14 protein-coding genes are annotated in these 14,179 nt (G+C 68.4%); 6 read left to right on the forward strand and 8 right to left on the reverse strand.

Annotated features, from left to right (window positions below):
• Nucleotides 1–251: 251 nt before the first annotated feature.
• Together mfd and GVY41_RS07270 are read right to left on the reverse strand one after the other, a co-directional pair.
• On the reverse strand, nucleotides 252–3,773 hold the full coding sequence (mfd, locus tag GVY41_RS07265) for a transcription-repair coupling factor (protein ID WP_161345427.1): 3,522 nt from the start codon (nucleotides 3,771–3,773) through the stop codon (nucleotides 252–254).
• Nucleotides 3,774–3,833: 60 nt separating this feature from the next.
• Nucleotides 3,834–4,349 (reverse strand): component of SufBCD complex, encoded by a 516-nt coding sequence (locus tag GVY41_RS07270; protein ID WP_161345425.1) that lies wholly within the window; start codon nucleotides 4,347–4,349, stop codon nucleotides 3,834–3,836.
• Between the two features lie 169 nt (nucleotides 4,350–4,518).
• Here GVY41_RS07270 and hemB point away from each other — a divergent pair, with 169 nt between their 5' ends.
• Entirely contained in the window at nucleotides 4,519–5,514 is a 996-nt protein-coding gene (gene hemB / locus GVY41_RS07275) for a porphobilinogen synthase (protein ID WP_161345423.1), read from the forward strand.
• A 133-nt stretch (nucleotides 5,515–5,647) separates the two neighbouring features.
• The gene (locus GVY41_RS07280; RefSeq protein WP_161345421.1) at nucleotides 5,648–6,217 is read left to right on the forward strand and encodes a lipid-binding SYLF domain-containing protein; all 570 of its coding nucleotides are present in this window, start codon (nucleotides 5,648–5,650) and stop codon (nucleotides 6,215–6,217) included.
• 184 nt (nucleotides 6,218–6,401) lie between these two features.
• Here GVY41_RS07280 and GVY41_RS07285 read toward each other — a convergent pair whose 3' ends face one another.
• The gene (locus GVY41_RS07285; protein ID WP_161345419.1) at nucleotides 6,402–6,857 is read right to left on the reverse strand and encodes a type II toxin-antitoxin system RatA family toxin; all 456 of its coding nucleotides are present in this window, start codon (nucleotides 6,855–6,857) and stop codon (nucleotides 6,402–6,404) included.
• Between the two features lie 126 nt (nucleotides 6,858–6,983).
• Here GVY41_RS07285 and hpt point away from each other — a divergent pair, with 126 nt between their 5' ends.
• The 4 genes from hpt to GVY41_RS07305 all read left to right on the forward strand — a co-directional run bounded on the left by hpt (nucleotide 6,984) and on the right by GVY41_RS07305 (nucleotide 10,176).
• Nucleotides 6,984–7,532, forward strand: coding sequence for a hypoxanthine phosphoribosyltransferase (hpt, locus tag GVY41_RS07290; RefSeq protein WP_161345577.1), 549 nt, complete (start codon nucleotides 6,984–6,986; stop codon nucleotides 7,530–7,532).
• Complete coding sequence (locus GVY41_RS07295; protein ID WP_161656876.1) at nucleotides 7,529–7,714, forward strand: hypothetical protein; 186 nt, start codon at nucleotides 7,529–7,531, stop codon at nucleotides 7,712–7,714. The genes hpt and GVY41_RS07295 overlap by 4 nt, the downstream gene beginning before the upstream one ends.
• A gap of 92 nt (nucleotides 7,715–7,806) precedes the next feature.
• A complete protein-coding gene (locus GVY41_RS07300) occupies nucleotides 7,807–8,697 on the forward strand; it encodes a c-type cytochrome (RefSeq protein ID WP_161345417.1) in 891 nt (296 codons plus the stop codon).
• 423 nt (nucleotides 8,698–9,120) lie between these two features.
• Nucleotides 9,121–10,176 (forward strand): hypothetical protein, encoded by a 1,056-nt coding sequence (locus GVY41_RS07305; protein ID WP_161345414.1) that lies wholly within the window; start codon nucleotides 9,121–9,123, stop codon nucleotides 10,174–10,176.
• A gap of 58 nt (nucleotides 10,177–10,234) precedes the next feature.
• Here the strand turns inward: GVY41_RS07305 and GVY41_RS07310 are convergent, their stop codons facing one another.
• From GVY41_RS07310 to GVY41_RS07330, 5 genes are read right to left on the reverse strand one after another with little or no spacing between them, the layout of a single operon-like run.
• A complete protein-coding gene (locus GVY41_RS07310) occupies nucleotides 10,235–10,465 on the reverse strand; it encodes a hypothetical protein (protein ID WP_161345412.1) in 231 nt (76 codons plus the stop codon).
• Between the two features lie 60 nt (nucleotides 10,466–10,525).
• Complete coding sequence (gene scpB / locus GVY41_RS07315; protein ID WP_161345410.1) at nucleotides 10,526–11,167, reverse strand: SMC-Scp complex subunit ScpB; 642 nt, start codon at nucleotides 11,165–11,167, stop codon at nucleotides 10,526–10,528.
• A 3-nt stretch (nucleotides 11,168–11,170) separates the two neighbouring features.
• Nucleotides 11,171–11,947 (reverse strand): segregation and condensation protein A, encoded by a 777-nt coding sequence (locus GVY41_RS07320; protein ID WP_161345408.1) that lies wholly within the window; start codon nucleotides 11,945–11,947, stop codon nucleotides 11,171–11,173.
• 3 nt (nucleotides 11,948–11,950) lie between these two features.
• Complete coding sequence (nagZ, locus tag GVY41_RS07325) at nucleotides 11,951–12,958, reverse strand: beta-N-acetylhexosaminidase (protein ID WP_161345575.1); 1,008 nt, start codon at nucleotides 12,956–12,958, stop codon at nucleotides 11,951–11,953.
• Entirely contained in the window at nucleotides 12,958–14,097 is a 1,140-nt protein-coding gene (locus GVY41_RS07330) for an SPOR domain-containing protein (RefSeq protein ID WP_161345406.1), read from the reverse strand. The genes nagZ and GVY41_RS07330 overlap by 1 nt, the downstream gene beginning before the upstream one ends.
• Between the last annotated feature and the right edge of the window lie 82 nt (nucleotides 14,098–14,179).

Consider the following 14,179-nt stretch of genomic DNA (forward strand, 5'->3'; position numbering starts at 1 on the left):
GCGCTGCAACGCCAGTTCTAGGCGCTTTATGGTGCTGCCCACCTCCACCGGCGTTCTGCGCGGAACGGTTGAGTAGCGCCCGCCCGAGGGGGGTGATGAGCGACAAGAAATCCTCCAGTGGAGGATTTCCGCGAAGAACGCCCGGCCCGTGGCCGGGCCGGGAGGCGGGCGCTGCCCGGCGGCGCCAGGGCGCCTTGATTCCGGGCAAGGAAGGGCAGAAGAAGGGTGCAGATAGAAGCGCCCCTCAGCCCTCACCGCCGCTTCGGCACCGCCTTCGGAACAACCTTCACGGCCGCCTTCGGCGCCTCCACCACCACCGGCTTGCTCGCCTTCCGCCCCTCGATCAGCTTTTCCGCCAGATCCTTGGCGATGGCGAAGGCGCCCTTGATGCGGTCGGCCTCGGTCTGCCAGTCGCGGGCCAGCACGATCTTGTTGTCCTTGATCTTCGCCGCCCCGCGCTCGGCATGCACGAACTCCACCAGCCCCGCCGGATTGGCGAACTTGTCGTTGTGGAACATCACGGTCGCGCCCTTCGGCCCGGCATCGAGCTTGGCGATCCCCGCCTTCTTGCACATCGCCTTGATGCGGATCACCAGCATCAGCGTGTTCACCTCGCGCGGCAGCGGGCCAAAGCGGTCGATCAGCTCGGCCGCGAAGCCCTCCAGCTCCACCTTGGTGGTCAGCTGCGACAGCCGCCGGTAAAGCCCCAGCCGCACGTCGAGATCCGGCACATACTCCTCCGGAATCAGCACCGGCACGCCCAGGTTGATCTGCGGCGCCCATTGCCCGTCATCCTCGACGGTGCCCTGCAACTCGCCCGATTTCAGCCGCGCAATCGTATCCTCAAGCATCGCCTGATAGAGCTCATAGCCGACCTCGCGGATATGGCCCGACTGCTCCTCGCCCAGCAGGTTCCCCGCCCCCCGCAGGTCAAGGTCCTGCGAAGCCAGCGAGAACCCGGCGCCAAGGCTGTCGAGGCTGCCCAGTAGCCGCAGCCGTTTCGCGGCCGAGGGCGTCAGCGGCGAGCGCGGCTTGGTGGTCAGGTAGCAATAGGCGCGGGTCTTGGCGCGCCCCACCCGGCCGCGGATCTGGTAGAGCTGCGAGAGACCGAACATGTCGCCGCGGTGGATGATCATGGTGTTGGCGGTCGGGATGTCGAGCCCCGATTCCACGATGGTCGTCGCCAGCAGCACATCATACTTGCCGTCATAGAAAGCGTTCATCCGGTCATCGAGCTCGCCCGCCGCCATCTGGCCGTGGGCGGCGATGAAGCTGACCTCGGGCACGTGGTCGGTCAGGAAGGCCTCGATCTCGGGCAGGTCGCTGATCCGCGGCACCACGTAAAAGCTCTGCCCGCCGCGATAATGCTCGCGCAGCAGCGCCTCGCGCAGGGTCACGGTGTCGAACTCGGTCACATAGGTGCGGATCGCCAGGCGGTCCACCGGCGGGGTGCCGATGATCGACAGGTCGCGCACCCCGGTCAGCGACAGTTGCAGCGTCCTCGGGATCGGCGTCGCGGTCAGCGTCAGCACGTGGATCTCCGACCGCATCTCCTTCAGGCGTTCCTTGTGGGTCACGCCGAAATGCTGCTCCTCGTCGATCACCAGCAGGCCGAGGTTGCGGAACTTCACCCCCTTGGCCAGCACCGCATGGGTGCCGATGACGATATCGACCGTGCCATCGGCGAGGCCGGCGCGGGTGGTCGCGGCATCCTTGGCCGACACGAAGCGCGACAGCGGCCGCACCGTCAGCGGCGTGCCGCGGAAGCGCTCGGCAAAGGTCTTGTAATGCTGGCGGGCCAGCAGCGTCGTCGGCGCGATGATCGCCACCTGCGCGCCGGACATCGCCGCGACAAAGGCCGCGCGCATCGCCACCTCGGTCTTGCCAAAGCCGACATCGCCGACGATCAGCCGGTCCATCGGGCTGCCCTGCTCCAGATCGCCGATCACGTCATTGATCGCGGTCAGCTGGTCATCCGTCTCGGAATACGGAAACCGCGCGCAGAACGCCTCCCAGTCATGATGCGGCGCCTGCATGATCGGCGCATGGCGCAGCGCGCGCTCGGCAGCCACCCGCATCAGCCGTTCCGCGATCTGGCGGATGCGCTCCTTGAGCTTGGCCTTCTTCGCCTGCCAGGCGCCGCCGCCCAGCTTGTCGAGCATCCCCTCTTCGTGCCCGAACCGGCTGAGCAGTTCGATGTTGACGACCGGGAGGTAAAGCCTGTCGCCGCCTGCATATTCCAGCGAGACACATTCGATCGCCGAGCCGGTGACGGTCAGGGTTTCGAGGCCCTTGTAGCGGCCGACGCCGTGATCGACATGCACAACGAGGTCACCGGGGGACAGCGTCTGAGCTTCGGTCAGGAAGTCCTTGGCGCGCCTGGTCTTTTTCACCGGACGGATCAGCCGGTCGCCCAGAACGTCCTGTTCCGACACGACGGTCAGCCCTTCGGCCTCGAACCCTTGCTCCAGCGCCCAGACGGTCAGGAACAATCCGCCGCGTGCGCTAGGAACGTCGCGGAAATCCTTGATTTCGATGACGTTCTTCACGCCCTCATCGTCCAGCAGGCCCCGCAGCCGCTCGCGCGCGCCTTCGGAGTAGGAGGCGACGACGACCTGGCCCTCCCCCGACTTTGCTTTAAGATGGTCCGCCAAGGCCCCGAAAAGGCTTACATTCTCCAACTGGCGCTCTGCCGAGAAATTCCGCCCGATCCGCCCCCCGGCATCCAGCACCCCAAGCCCCACCGGCTGCGGCAAGGCAGACAACTGCACAACCCGGTGCCCGGCCAGCGCGCCCGCCCATCCTGCATCGTCGAGATACAGAAGGCCCGGCGGGCAGGGCTTGTAGGTGCTCTCGGTCCGGTCCTTGCGGCGCAGCGCCTCGCGGCGGCTGTCATATTGGTCGGCGATCCCTTCCCACCGCGACAGGCGGGCGGCGTCCAATTGGTCATCGAGCATAACCGAGGCGTCCGGCAGATAGTCGAACACCGTCTCCAGCCGCTCATGAAAGAAGGGCAGCCAATGCTCGATCCCGGCGTGCTTGCGCCCGGCGGTCACGGCCTCATAGAGCGGATCGTCGGTGCCCGCCGCGCCGAACTCGATGCGGTAATTCTGGCGGAACCGGGTGATCGCCGCCTCGTCCAGGATCACCTCGGACACCGGCGCAAACTCCACCCGGGCCAGCTTTTCCGTGGTCCGCTGGGTCGCAGGGTCGAACCGCCGCGCCCCGTCCAGCACGTCGCCGAACAGGTCGAGCCGCACCGGCCCGGTCGCCCCCGGCGCATAGATGTCGATGATGCCGCCACGCACGGCATAATCCCCGGGCTCGGACACCGTGGCGGAATGCGAGAAGCCCATCCGCGCCAGCCAGCCGCGCAGCGCGGGTTCGTTCACCCGCCCGCCGACCTTCGCCGTGAAGGCGGCATCCCGGATCACCTCGCGCGCCGGAAGCCGCTGGGTCGCGGCGGAAAGCGTGGTCAGCAGGATGAACGGCGCGCCGATCCCCTGCGCCAGTGCCGCCAGCGTCGCCATCCGCTGCGCCGAGACATCGGGGTTGGGCGACATCCGGTCATAGGGCAGGCAGTCCCAGGCCGGCAGCGACAGCACCGGCACGGCGGGGGCGAAGAAGGCAAGGGCAGCGCGCATCGCCTCCATCCGCTTGTCATCGCGGGCGACATGGCAGACGGGCAAGCCGCACTCCAGTTCGCGCGCCAGCAGGCGGGCATCGAAGCCCTCGGGCGCGCCGGACAGGATCAGGGGGCGGGGAGTGGTCATGGCGCATCACCTATCGGGCGGGCGGAGATTGTCAACCAAGGGGGCCGCGAAACAAGGGCGTCAGTGCAGCACGCTGATATTGAGGTTCTGCAGCATCCCCCACATCGCGGTGATGAAGATGGAGGTCAGGCCGATCGCCTGCACCCGCACCCGGTGCCAGGTCAGCGCCTTGTGCAGCGCCGCGCCCTCGATCCCGGCCCTGTCGATCCAATGCGCCATGCGCAGCGACATCAGGCCGACCAGCGACATCGGGAAGGCGATCAGGAACAGCGCCTGGCAGAATTCCACCCCATAGCCGAAGCCCAGCATTGCCAGCGTGGTCAGCAGCGCCGCGGCAATCGCCACCGCCGCCGTGCCGGCCACAGACGAGATATAGCCGATGCGGTTGAGGTTGATGCGCAGCATCATCTGGAAATCCAGCTCTGCCTGGCCGCCGATGCGCCGGGCGCGCTGCACCATGTCCCAGGGCACGCCGAGGATCCAGTGCGAGGTGCGCGACCAGGTGAAGGCCAGCGCGATCCAGTACCAGAGGTTGGAAAACGACCGCAGGTCGATCAGTTCATAGACGAGGCTCATGAAATCCAAAGTCGGTCCTCGTCTCGTGAGTGGCAGCGCCCGAAGGTGCCTGCGGCATCGCGGCAGGATGTCGGCTTTGCATCGGGCCGCGTTCCCGTGTAACCCCTTCGCCCATGCCCGCCAAGGGCAAGATGACATGCCCGCCAGGTGCCAGTTGAAAGGCCAGCCGATGCTTCCTGTCCTTGCCCCCTTCCCCACGACCCGCCTGCGCCGGATGCGCCGCACCGCCGCGCTGCGCGATCTGGCACAGGAAAACGCGCTGACGGCGAAGGACCTGATCTGGCCGCTGTTCATCACCGATGTGCCGGGGGCGGATGCCCCGGTCGCCTCGATGCCCGGCGTGCAAAGGCTGACGCTGGAAGGTGCTGTGCGCGCCGCCGAGACGGCGGCAGAGCTGGGGATCCCGGCGATCTGCCTGTTTCCCTATACCGACCCCTCCTTGCGCACCGAGGCCTGCGAGGAGGCCTGGAACCCCGAGAACCTGTCCAACAAGGTGATCCGGGCGGTGAAGGCCGCGGTGCCCGAAGTGGCGGTGATGACCGACATCGCGCTCGACCCCTATAACGCCAATGGCCATGACGGGCTGGTGCGGGACGGGGTGATCCTGAATGACGAGACGGTGGAGGCGCTGGTGAAGATGGCGCTGGCCCAGGCCGAGGCGGGGGCGGATATCCTTGGCCCGTCGGACATGATGGACGGGCGCATCGGCGCGATGCGCGCGGCGCTGGAGGCTGCGGGCCATGCCGATGTGACGATCCTCAGCTATGCCGCGAAATATGCCAGCGCCTTCTATGGCCCGTTCCGCGATGCGGTGGGCGCGTCGGACCGGCTGGTGGGCGACAAGAAGACCTACCAGATGAACCCCGGAAACTCGGACGAGGCGATCCGGCTGGTCGCCCGCGACCTGGCCGAGGGGGCGGACATGGTGATGGTCAAGCCGGGGATGGCTTACCTGGATATCTGCTACCGGGTGAAGCAGGCCTTCGGGGTGCCGACCTTCGCCTATCAGGTGTCGGGCGAATACGCGATGATCAAGGGCGCGGTGCTGAACGGCTGGGTCAAGGAGGCGGTGATCGCCGAAAGCCTGCTGGCCTTCCGGCGCGCGGGCTGTGACGGGATCCTGACCTATTTCGCGCCCGATGTGGCGCGGGCGCTGAAGGGCTGAGACGGTCGGTTCGCGGCGGGCGATCTTCCGCCGCACCCCCGATCTTTCGGTGACATCTGCGTCAATCCGGACTACAGTTTGTGCGCTACGGTCGGGACAGGCCGAGATGCAGCAACAGACAAGGGGCAGGCAGATGAACAGAGTTTCAGGGACGCTGTCGCGGCGCGGGTTCGTGGTGACGGGGGCTGCAGGGCTGGCCTTGGCCGCCTGCGGCAACGGCATCGGCGGCAACGGGGCGCAGCAGCTGGACGCGCGGGTCGATGCGACGCGCGATTACCTGCGCAGCCGCTATCCCGGCACGGTGGAGTTGACGCAAAAATCGGTGGGCGTCCTTTACATGCCGCTGATGACCGAGGCGGGGCTTGGTTTCGGCGGCGCCTATGGCCGCGGTGCGCTGCGGATCAACGATGTGACGGTGGACTATTACTCGGCGACGCAGGCCAGTTTCGGGCTGCAGATCGGTGCGCAGCAATATGCCCATGCGCTGTTCTTCATGACGCCCGATGCGCTGGCGCAGTTCCGCGCCTCGCCGGGCTGGGTCGCGGGGGCGGATGCCAAATACGCGGTGGCCGACAATGCCGGATCGCTGGGGGTGGACACCACCACCTCGCTGGCGCCGGTGATCGCGCTGATCTTCGGCCAGGCCGGCCTGATCGCCGGGGCGACGGTCGAGGGCACGAAATACACGCGGATCATCCCGTAACATCGCGCGCCCGAAACATCGCGCGGAAGGGGGGCGCTGCCCCCCGCCGCCTCCGGCGTCTCCCCCCGGGATATTTGGAAAAGGCAAAGGAGAAGAGCGCTCTTGCCTTTGCCTTTTCAAAATATCCTCAGGGGGTGAATTGGCGCCCTGGCGCCAAGAGGGGGGCGGAAGCCCCCCTTCCTGTTTACCGGGGGCCATAAAGCTCGGCGGCGCGTTTTTCGAAGGCGCGCACGATCCGCGCCATCGCCTCGCCGAAGACCACGCCGATGATGCGCTGCAAGATCGGGTTGCGGAATTCGAAATCCACGAAGAACGCCACTTCCGATCCGCCCGTCGGCAGGTCGCGGAAGGCCCAGGTCGAGCGCATGTACTTGAACGGGCCGTCGAGATATTCGGTGTCGATCTTGCGCGTCTCGGGCCAGAGCACGACGCGGCTGCCGAAGCGTTCGCGGAACACCTTGAACGAGATCACCAGGTCGGCCTCCAGCACTTCCGAGCCCTCCTCGCCCGGGCGGCGCGCACGGAGGCGGGCGGCGGAGTTCCAGGGCAGGAATTCGGGGTAGCGCTCGACATCGGCGACGAGATCATACATCTGCTGCGCTGTCCAGGGCAGCGGCCGCGTTTCCGAATGGGTGGGCATGAAGGGATCTGTCCTCTGTGGTCCGCGGCCCGCCTTTGTCCGTCTCGGGAGCCGTTCTGCGTGACCTTCGGTATTTCATGTCGTAAATACCGCGGGTCAGTTCAAGGGAAAACCATGTCCGCACAGATCACGGCGCGACCTTATGTCATCGACGAGATGATCTCGGCCAAGACCATTGCCGCGCGGGTGGAGGCGCTGGCCAAGGAGATCGAACAGGCCTTTGCCGGCACCGACAAGCTGGTGGTGGTGGGGCTGCTGCGCGGGTCGTTCGTGTTCATCGCCGACCTGGTGCGCGAGATCGACCTGCCGGTGGAAGTGGATTTCCTCGAGGCTTCCAGCTACGGCGACGGCATGGAGTCGAGCCGCGAGGTGCGGATCCTGAAGGACCTGCGCGGCGAGATTGCCGGGCGCGATGTGCTGGTGGTCGAGGATATCGTCGATACCGGCTTCACCCTCAGCCACGTCTTGCGCCTGCTGGAGAGCCGCGAGCCGGCACGGCTGGAGGTTTGCGCGCTGCTGGACAAGCCGAGCCGCCGCGAGGTGCCGGTCAGGGCGCGCTGGACCGGGTTCGAGATCCCCGACGAATTCGTGGTCGGCTATGGCATCGACTTCGCGCAGCGCAACCGCAACCTGCCCTTCATCGGCAAGGTGCGTTTCCCCGAGCAGACGCCGTGAACCTGACCTGGCTGATGCGGGCGGCGCATTGGGTGCGGCATCCGCCCTCGATGGGGCGGGTCATTCTGGTGGCCGTCGTGGTGGCGATCTGCCTGGCCATCGTCGGGATCGAGTGGCTGGGGCTGTGGCCCGAGGCGCTGACGATGGACCCGAAGGCGCAGCGCGGGCCGCGGCTGCCGTAACGCTTCCGTGAGGGGGATGCGCCGTGGTTGCGGCGGCGGCGGCGGGCGGGCACCCTCTCGCCTGACGCTGCCCGCCCACAAGGAGCCCGCCGATGCGCCGCCCGATCCTGACCCTGCTTGTGCTGATCACCGCGGGGGGCGGGCTTGGCCTGTGGATCACCCGGCCGCAGCAGGTCTCTGCCGCTGCCTTGCAGGGCCTTGCGGGGGAGCCTGAGCGCGGCGAAGCGGTGTTCCATGCCGCGGGCTGCGCCAGCTGCCACATGGCGCCGGGGGCGACCGGGGCGGACCAGCGCGTGCTGGCGGGGGGGCAGGAGTTCCCGTCCGACTTTGGCACCTTCATCGCGCCCAACATCTCGTCCGACCCCGAGCAGGGGATCGGCAGCTGGAGCCTGCAGGAGTTTGCCAGCGCGATGACTCGGGGCACCTCGCCGGGCGGCGCGCATTACTACCCCGCCTTCCCCTATGCGAGCTATGCCAGGGCCGAGCTGCAGGACGTGGCCGACCTGCACGCCTTCTGGGCGACCCTGCCGCCCTCGCCCGAGCCAAGCCGGCCGCATGATGTGGGCTTTCCCTTCAACATCCGCGCCTCGCTTGGCGGTTGGAAGCTGCTGTTCCTGAAGGACGACTGGGTGGTTGCGGGCGACCTGTCCCCCGAGGCCACGCGCGGGCGTTATCTGGTGGAGGCGCTTGGCCATTGCGGCGAGTGCCACACCCCGCGCGGGGCGCTTGGCAACATGGACCGCAGCCGCTGGCTGGCGGGCGTTCCCAGCCCGGACGGGCGCGGCGGGGTGCCGAACATCACGCCGGGCGCGCTCGACTGGTCGGAGGGCGAGATCGTGGAATACCTCACCTCGGGCTTCACGCCCGACTATGACAGCGCCGGCGGGCATATGGCGCTGGTGGTGTCGAACCTCGCGCGGCTGCCGGAAGCGGAGCGGGCAGCGATTGCGAGCTATCTGAAGGCGGTGCCGGCGGTGGAGTGAGGGGGCTGCCCCTGCCCCCATCGCCGCCTTTCGCAGGTAGGGCGCCCCGGCGCGATCAGGCGGCTTGCCAGTGGCAAGCCGACCGCGGCGGTTGACCGGAGGCGCAAGCCGGAGGGCAAGGGGGGTGCGGCTTGGTCCGAAGGGTGCCAAATTCTGAGGTGTCCGCCCCGGTGGGCACATGTATGTGCCCGCCACGGGGGGGGCGGGCACATCAGAATTTCGTCGACGGCCGAAATTCTGAAGACGGCCACCGGCACGGCGGGGTGCCAGCGGAGATCAGGGAGGACTCACGCCTGAGCCACTCCCCGCCGATCACCACTAATTGACAAAAACGGGATGCACTTCCGCCAGATATGGGGTAGATTCAATCTCAATGGCACCGGCACAAGCCGGGCCCCGACAAAAAGCACCCGAGGACAGAGCATGTTGACCCCCATCCTATCGCGCGCCCCGACTCTGTCGGCTGCGGCCCTGCTGGTCGTCGCCGCACCGCTGGCCGCGCAGCAGATCACCGGCTATGACCCCGCAACGGGTTACCAGACCGGCCCGGGCACGGGCGGCTATTCCGACTATTCCGGCACCTCCACCGGGTCCAGCTTCGGCAATGACAGCTACAGCGGCAATTATGGCGGCGGCGGTGGCGGCTTCACCACCCCGAACGGCTTCTACCTGCGCGGCGTGGTGGAGGCAGAGCTGCTGGTGAACCGCAAGGATGATGAGCGCATCCTCTACGGCGATATCAGCTTTGGCTATGCCCCGACCGGCGGCGGCATCGGCGCCGATTTCGGGCTGGTCGGCTATGACACCACCACCGTGGACGATCTGGCCGTCTATGGCGCCGTCAGCTTTGGCCTTGCCGGCGGGCGGATGCAGGTCGGCGCGCCGCGCGCGGTGCTGGACGATTTCATGGACATCCCGCCGGTGGGCGGCTCGCGGTTCCTTGACATCGGCTTCGGCCAGCCGACCTCGAGCTTTGTCAGTGCCTATGCGCTGACCGATGGCAAGACCCCCTATGGCCTGCGCTACGACACCTCGATGGGCGCGCTGGATCTGGCAGGCTCCGTGCATCAGTTCGGCGGCGACGATGTGTCGGCGGCGGATCTGGCGGCGGCCTACGAGTTTGGCGCGGTGACGCTGAGCGCGGGGACCGAGTATGTCGATGGCGAAGGGCCGAGCGGGTTCAACATGATCCTGGGCGGCAAGGCCGAGTATGGGCAGATGGAGGGCGGGCTATACTACTCCACCCTGCGCCGCCCCGGCGATATCGAGGCCTGGACCGCCTATGGCACCTGGCGGCCGAGCGAGCCGATTTCGGTGACGGGGTCGGTGGTGACGGCGCGCGAGGCGGGCGACGAGGCCACGCTGTATGGCCTCAGTGCCGAATATACCATTCCGCAGGGCGCCTATGTGCAGGGCGGCATCCTGGACGGCGATGGCGAGCGGACCACCTACGACGTCAGCGTCGGCTGGAAGTTCTGAGCCTTCGGCAGCGTGAAGGACCAGACGGCGCCCGATCGGGCGCCGTTTTGCTGCGCGGTCAGCGGCCGAGGCGGCGGGTGACCTGCGCAGCCTGGCGGGCGCGCTTGGCCATGTCGCGGCTGGCCTTGGACTGGGCGGCGGTCTGGCCGTCCGAGACAGGGGTTTTCGCCGCGGTGCTGGCGGGTTTCTTGCCCTTGGACAGGTAGCCCATGCCGGCATTGACGCCCTTGTTGACCGCCTTGCGCATCAGGGTGTTCATGATCATCGAAACGATCTGGTTCAGGTTCATCGCGCTTCTCCGCGGCCGCTGCGGCCTTGCGCCTAGAGATGGGCCGGAATCGCCGCCGTTTCAATCCTCGAAAAGTTCGGTCTGGCCGGGGGCCTCGTCCTCATCCTCATCCGGGCGGCCCATGGTGCCGGGCAGCGGGCGGTTGTCGAGAAGGCCCGCCTGGCGCAGCTCGCGCAGGCCCGGCAGGTCGCGGGCGCTTTCGAGGCCGAAATGGTCGAGGAAGGCTTCGGTCACGACAAAGGTCACCGGGCGGCCGGGCGTCATGCGGCGGCGGCCGAAGCGGATCCAGTCCAGCTCCAGCAGCTGATCCACCGTGCCGCGGCTGACGGCGACGCCGCGGATCTCCTCGATCTCGGCGCGGGTGGCGGGCTGGTGATAGGCGATGATCGCCAGCGTCTCGATCGCCGCGCGGGAAAGCTTGCGGTTTTCCGTCACCTCGCGGTGCATCAGGTGGCCAAGGTCGGGCGCGGTGCGGAAGGCCCAGCCATCGCCGACGCGCAGCAGCCGCACCCCCCGCCCCTCGTAGCGCCGGCGCAGGTAGGCCAGGGCCTCGGCGGCGTCGCAGCCATGCGGCAGCCGCTGCGCCAGTTGCGCCACCGTCACCGGATCGGTGGCGGCGAACAGGATCGCCTCGACCATGCGTTCCTGCTCGCCCATCGGGGGCGCCTCGAACAGGGTGCGTTCGGCATCGGGTTTGGCCATGGCTCAGGGATCCTTGCGGCGCAGCGAGATCGGCTCGAACGTGCCGGACTGGCGCAGTTCGATAAGGCCCCGCTTGGCCAGCTCCAGCGTGGCGGCGAAGGTGGCGGCGGTGGCGGAACGGCGGCGGAGGGGGTCGGCAGTCCAACCCTCGGGCAGGTAGGCCACTAGGTCGGTCCAGTCGCCGGCATAGCCGATCAGCCCGCGCAGCCGTTCCAGCGCGGTGTCCATCGTGTAGACATCGTGGCGGTCCATCACGAAGGGGCGGAATTCGTCGCGGGTGCGGATACGGGCATAGGCCTGCATCAGGTCGAGAAGGCTGGCGGTATAGCGCACGCGGCGCACCACGCCGGACTCGTCGGGCGCTCCGCGCACGAAGAAGTCGCGGCCCTTCTGGTCGCGCGCCATCAGGCGGGCGGCGGCCTCGCGCATCGCCGACAGGCGTTCCAGCTGGAAGGCCAGATGCGCGGCCAGATCCTCGGCCGAGGGGCCATCCTCGGTGGGATCGGGGGGGAGCAGCAGGCGGGATTTGAGGAAGGCGAGCCAGGCGGCCATCACGAGGTAGTCCGCCGCAAGCTCGATCCGCAGGGCCTTGGCCTCTTCGACGAAGCGCAGGTATTGCTCGGCCAGTTGCAGGACGGAAATCTTGCGCAGGTCGACCTTCTGGCTGCGCGAGAGGGTCAGCAGCAGGTCGAGCGGGCCTTCGAAGCCATCGACATCGACGATCAGCGCCTCGGAGGCGCGGCGTTCGGCAACCTCTGTCTGCCAGCTCTCTTCCGCCATGGGTCAGCCGCCTGTGTGAAGCAGCGAGCAGAGTTCCGCGTGAAGGGCTGCGCTGTCAATGGGGGCGGGCTGCTGGCGCTGCGCCAGCGCCGCCTCGGCCCGGGCGGCGGCGGCGGGGCTCAGGGTGCCGGAGGCGGCCACGACGGCCTGCATCTCGTCCATCTCGCCATTGCAGTGCAGCACCAGATCGCAGCCGGCGGCGAGGGCGGCGCTGGCGCGGGCACCGAAATCGCCGGTCAGGGCGTGCATCCCGATATCGTCGGTCATCAGGAGGCCGTCAAAGCCGATCTCCTGCCGGATCAGGGTGATCATCAGCGACGAGGCGGTGGCGGGGCGGTCCGGGTCCAGCGCCGAAAACACGATATGCGCGGTCATCGCCATCGGCAGGCCCGACAGCGCGGCGAAGGGGGCGAAGTCATTCGCCAGCAGTTCGGCGCGGCTGGCTTCGACCCTTGGAAGCGACTGGTGGCTGTCGGCACTGGCGCGGCCGTGGCCGGGCAGATGCTTCATCACCGGCAGCACGCCGCCGGCCAGCAGCCCCTCGGCGCAAGCGCGGGCGGCGAGGGTCACGGTGGCGGGATCGGTTCCGAAGCAGCGGTTGTGCAGGAACGGGTGGGTCACGTCGCAGGCGATGTCGGCGGTGGGGGCACAGTTGGCGTCGATGCCGACGGCGCGCAGCTCCGCCGCAATCAGCCGGTAGCGCAGCCAGACGGCGCGGGCGGCGGCGCCTTCGCGCGTGGCGGCCATCTGGTCGAGCGGCGGCAGCCATTCGTGCCAGTGGGGGGCGCGCAGGCGCTGCACGCGCCCGCCCTCCTGATCCACCAACACCGGGGCGTCGCGGCCCACGGCCTGACGCAGGCCGGCAGTGAGGCGGGCGACCTGAGCCGGGCTTTCGATGTTCCGGGCGAAGAGGATGAAGCCGAAGGGATCGGCCTCGCGGAAAAAGGCCGCCTCGCTGGCAGACAATTCCGTGCCAAGGCAGCCGAGGATGGTGGCGCCTGTTGCCACGATCAGCGCACCTGAACCGGGATGCAGTGCAGGTCCTTGCCGACCAGCGCTGCGCAGAAGCGGCGGGCATCGGCCAGATCGCCAAAGCCGGTGGCGCGCAGCCGGTAGAAGGCGCGGCCGGCGCTTTCGGCAGGCTGGATCACCCGGCCCTTGCCGGCCATCAGCGGGCCGAAGTCCATGGCGATGCGGTTCCATTCGTCGCGGGCCAGCGCCTCGGTATCGAAGGCGCCAAGCTGCACCAGCCGCGTGCCGGCGGGCAATGTGGAGGGGTCGATGTCGCTGAAGCCCGGCAGCGCCGCCTCGGCCGCGGCATCGGCGGCGGCCAGTGCCACAACGCCGGTGGGCAGCGCGGCCGCAGGGCGCGGCGGCGGGCGCAGCGAGCGAACGACCCCGGGGACCGAGGCGGCGATCACGTCGGCAGAGGCGACGGCGGCGGAGGCGACGGCGGCAGTTGCCTCTGCCTCGGGATCGGCAAAGACCTCGTTCAGCGCAAGCGCCACGGCGGCGTCGGTATCGGTCACGACCGGCGCTTCGAGGATCGGCTCGGGCGCCTCGTCGGGCAGGGGTTCGGGGAGCGCCCGGCCGGTATTGGCAAGCGGCAGGGGATCCTCGACCGGGGCAAGCGTGTCGCGCGGCACGATGCTGGCGGTGCCCATCTCGGCCATCGGCAGGTCTTCATCGGCAAGGCCGGTGGGGCGCGGGGCAAGGCGCAGCTCATCGGCAGTGCCCGCAGCCTCGCCAAGCGCGGCGACGGTGTTGACGGCAAGGCCGGTATGCTGGGCCAGTTCGCCGCCGGGGTTTTCGGGCGCGACGCGCGCCGGGCCTTCCAGCGCCGCGATCACCGGAACGCCGGTGACGTCGCGCACGGCGAGCTTGTAGCCCCAGATGCCAAGCCCGACGATCAGCGCCAGCGAGGTCAGCGCGCCGGCACTGTTGACCAGCTTTTGCGCGGCGCGGCCCATCTTGCTGCGCCGGGGCGGCAGATCGCCCTCTTCGAGGCCCGGGTGCCAGATGTCTGTGGCATAGGGGTCTTCGGCATGTTGACCATGACCGTGCTGGCCGTAGTCATCCTCGGCATAGACGGGTTCAGCCGGCGCGTAGCCGCCCCGATACTGCCCGTAACCCTTGGGATCCGCTGCCATGCCTCGCCTTCCGGGCGGCCCGGATCCACGCCGATCACGCGCGCCTGCCGCCTCTTCTTGCCCGCCTCCCCCTGTCCGGCCC

It is taken from the genome of Frigidibacter albus (assembly GCF_009908165.1).
GTDB lineage: Bacteria > Pseudomonadota > Alphaproteobacteria > Rhodobacterales > Rhodobacteraceae > Frigidibacter > Frigidibacter albus.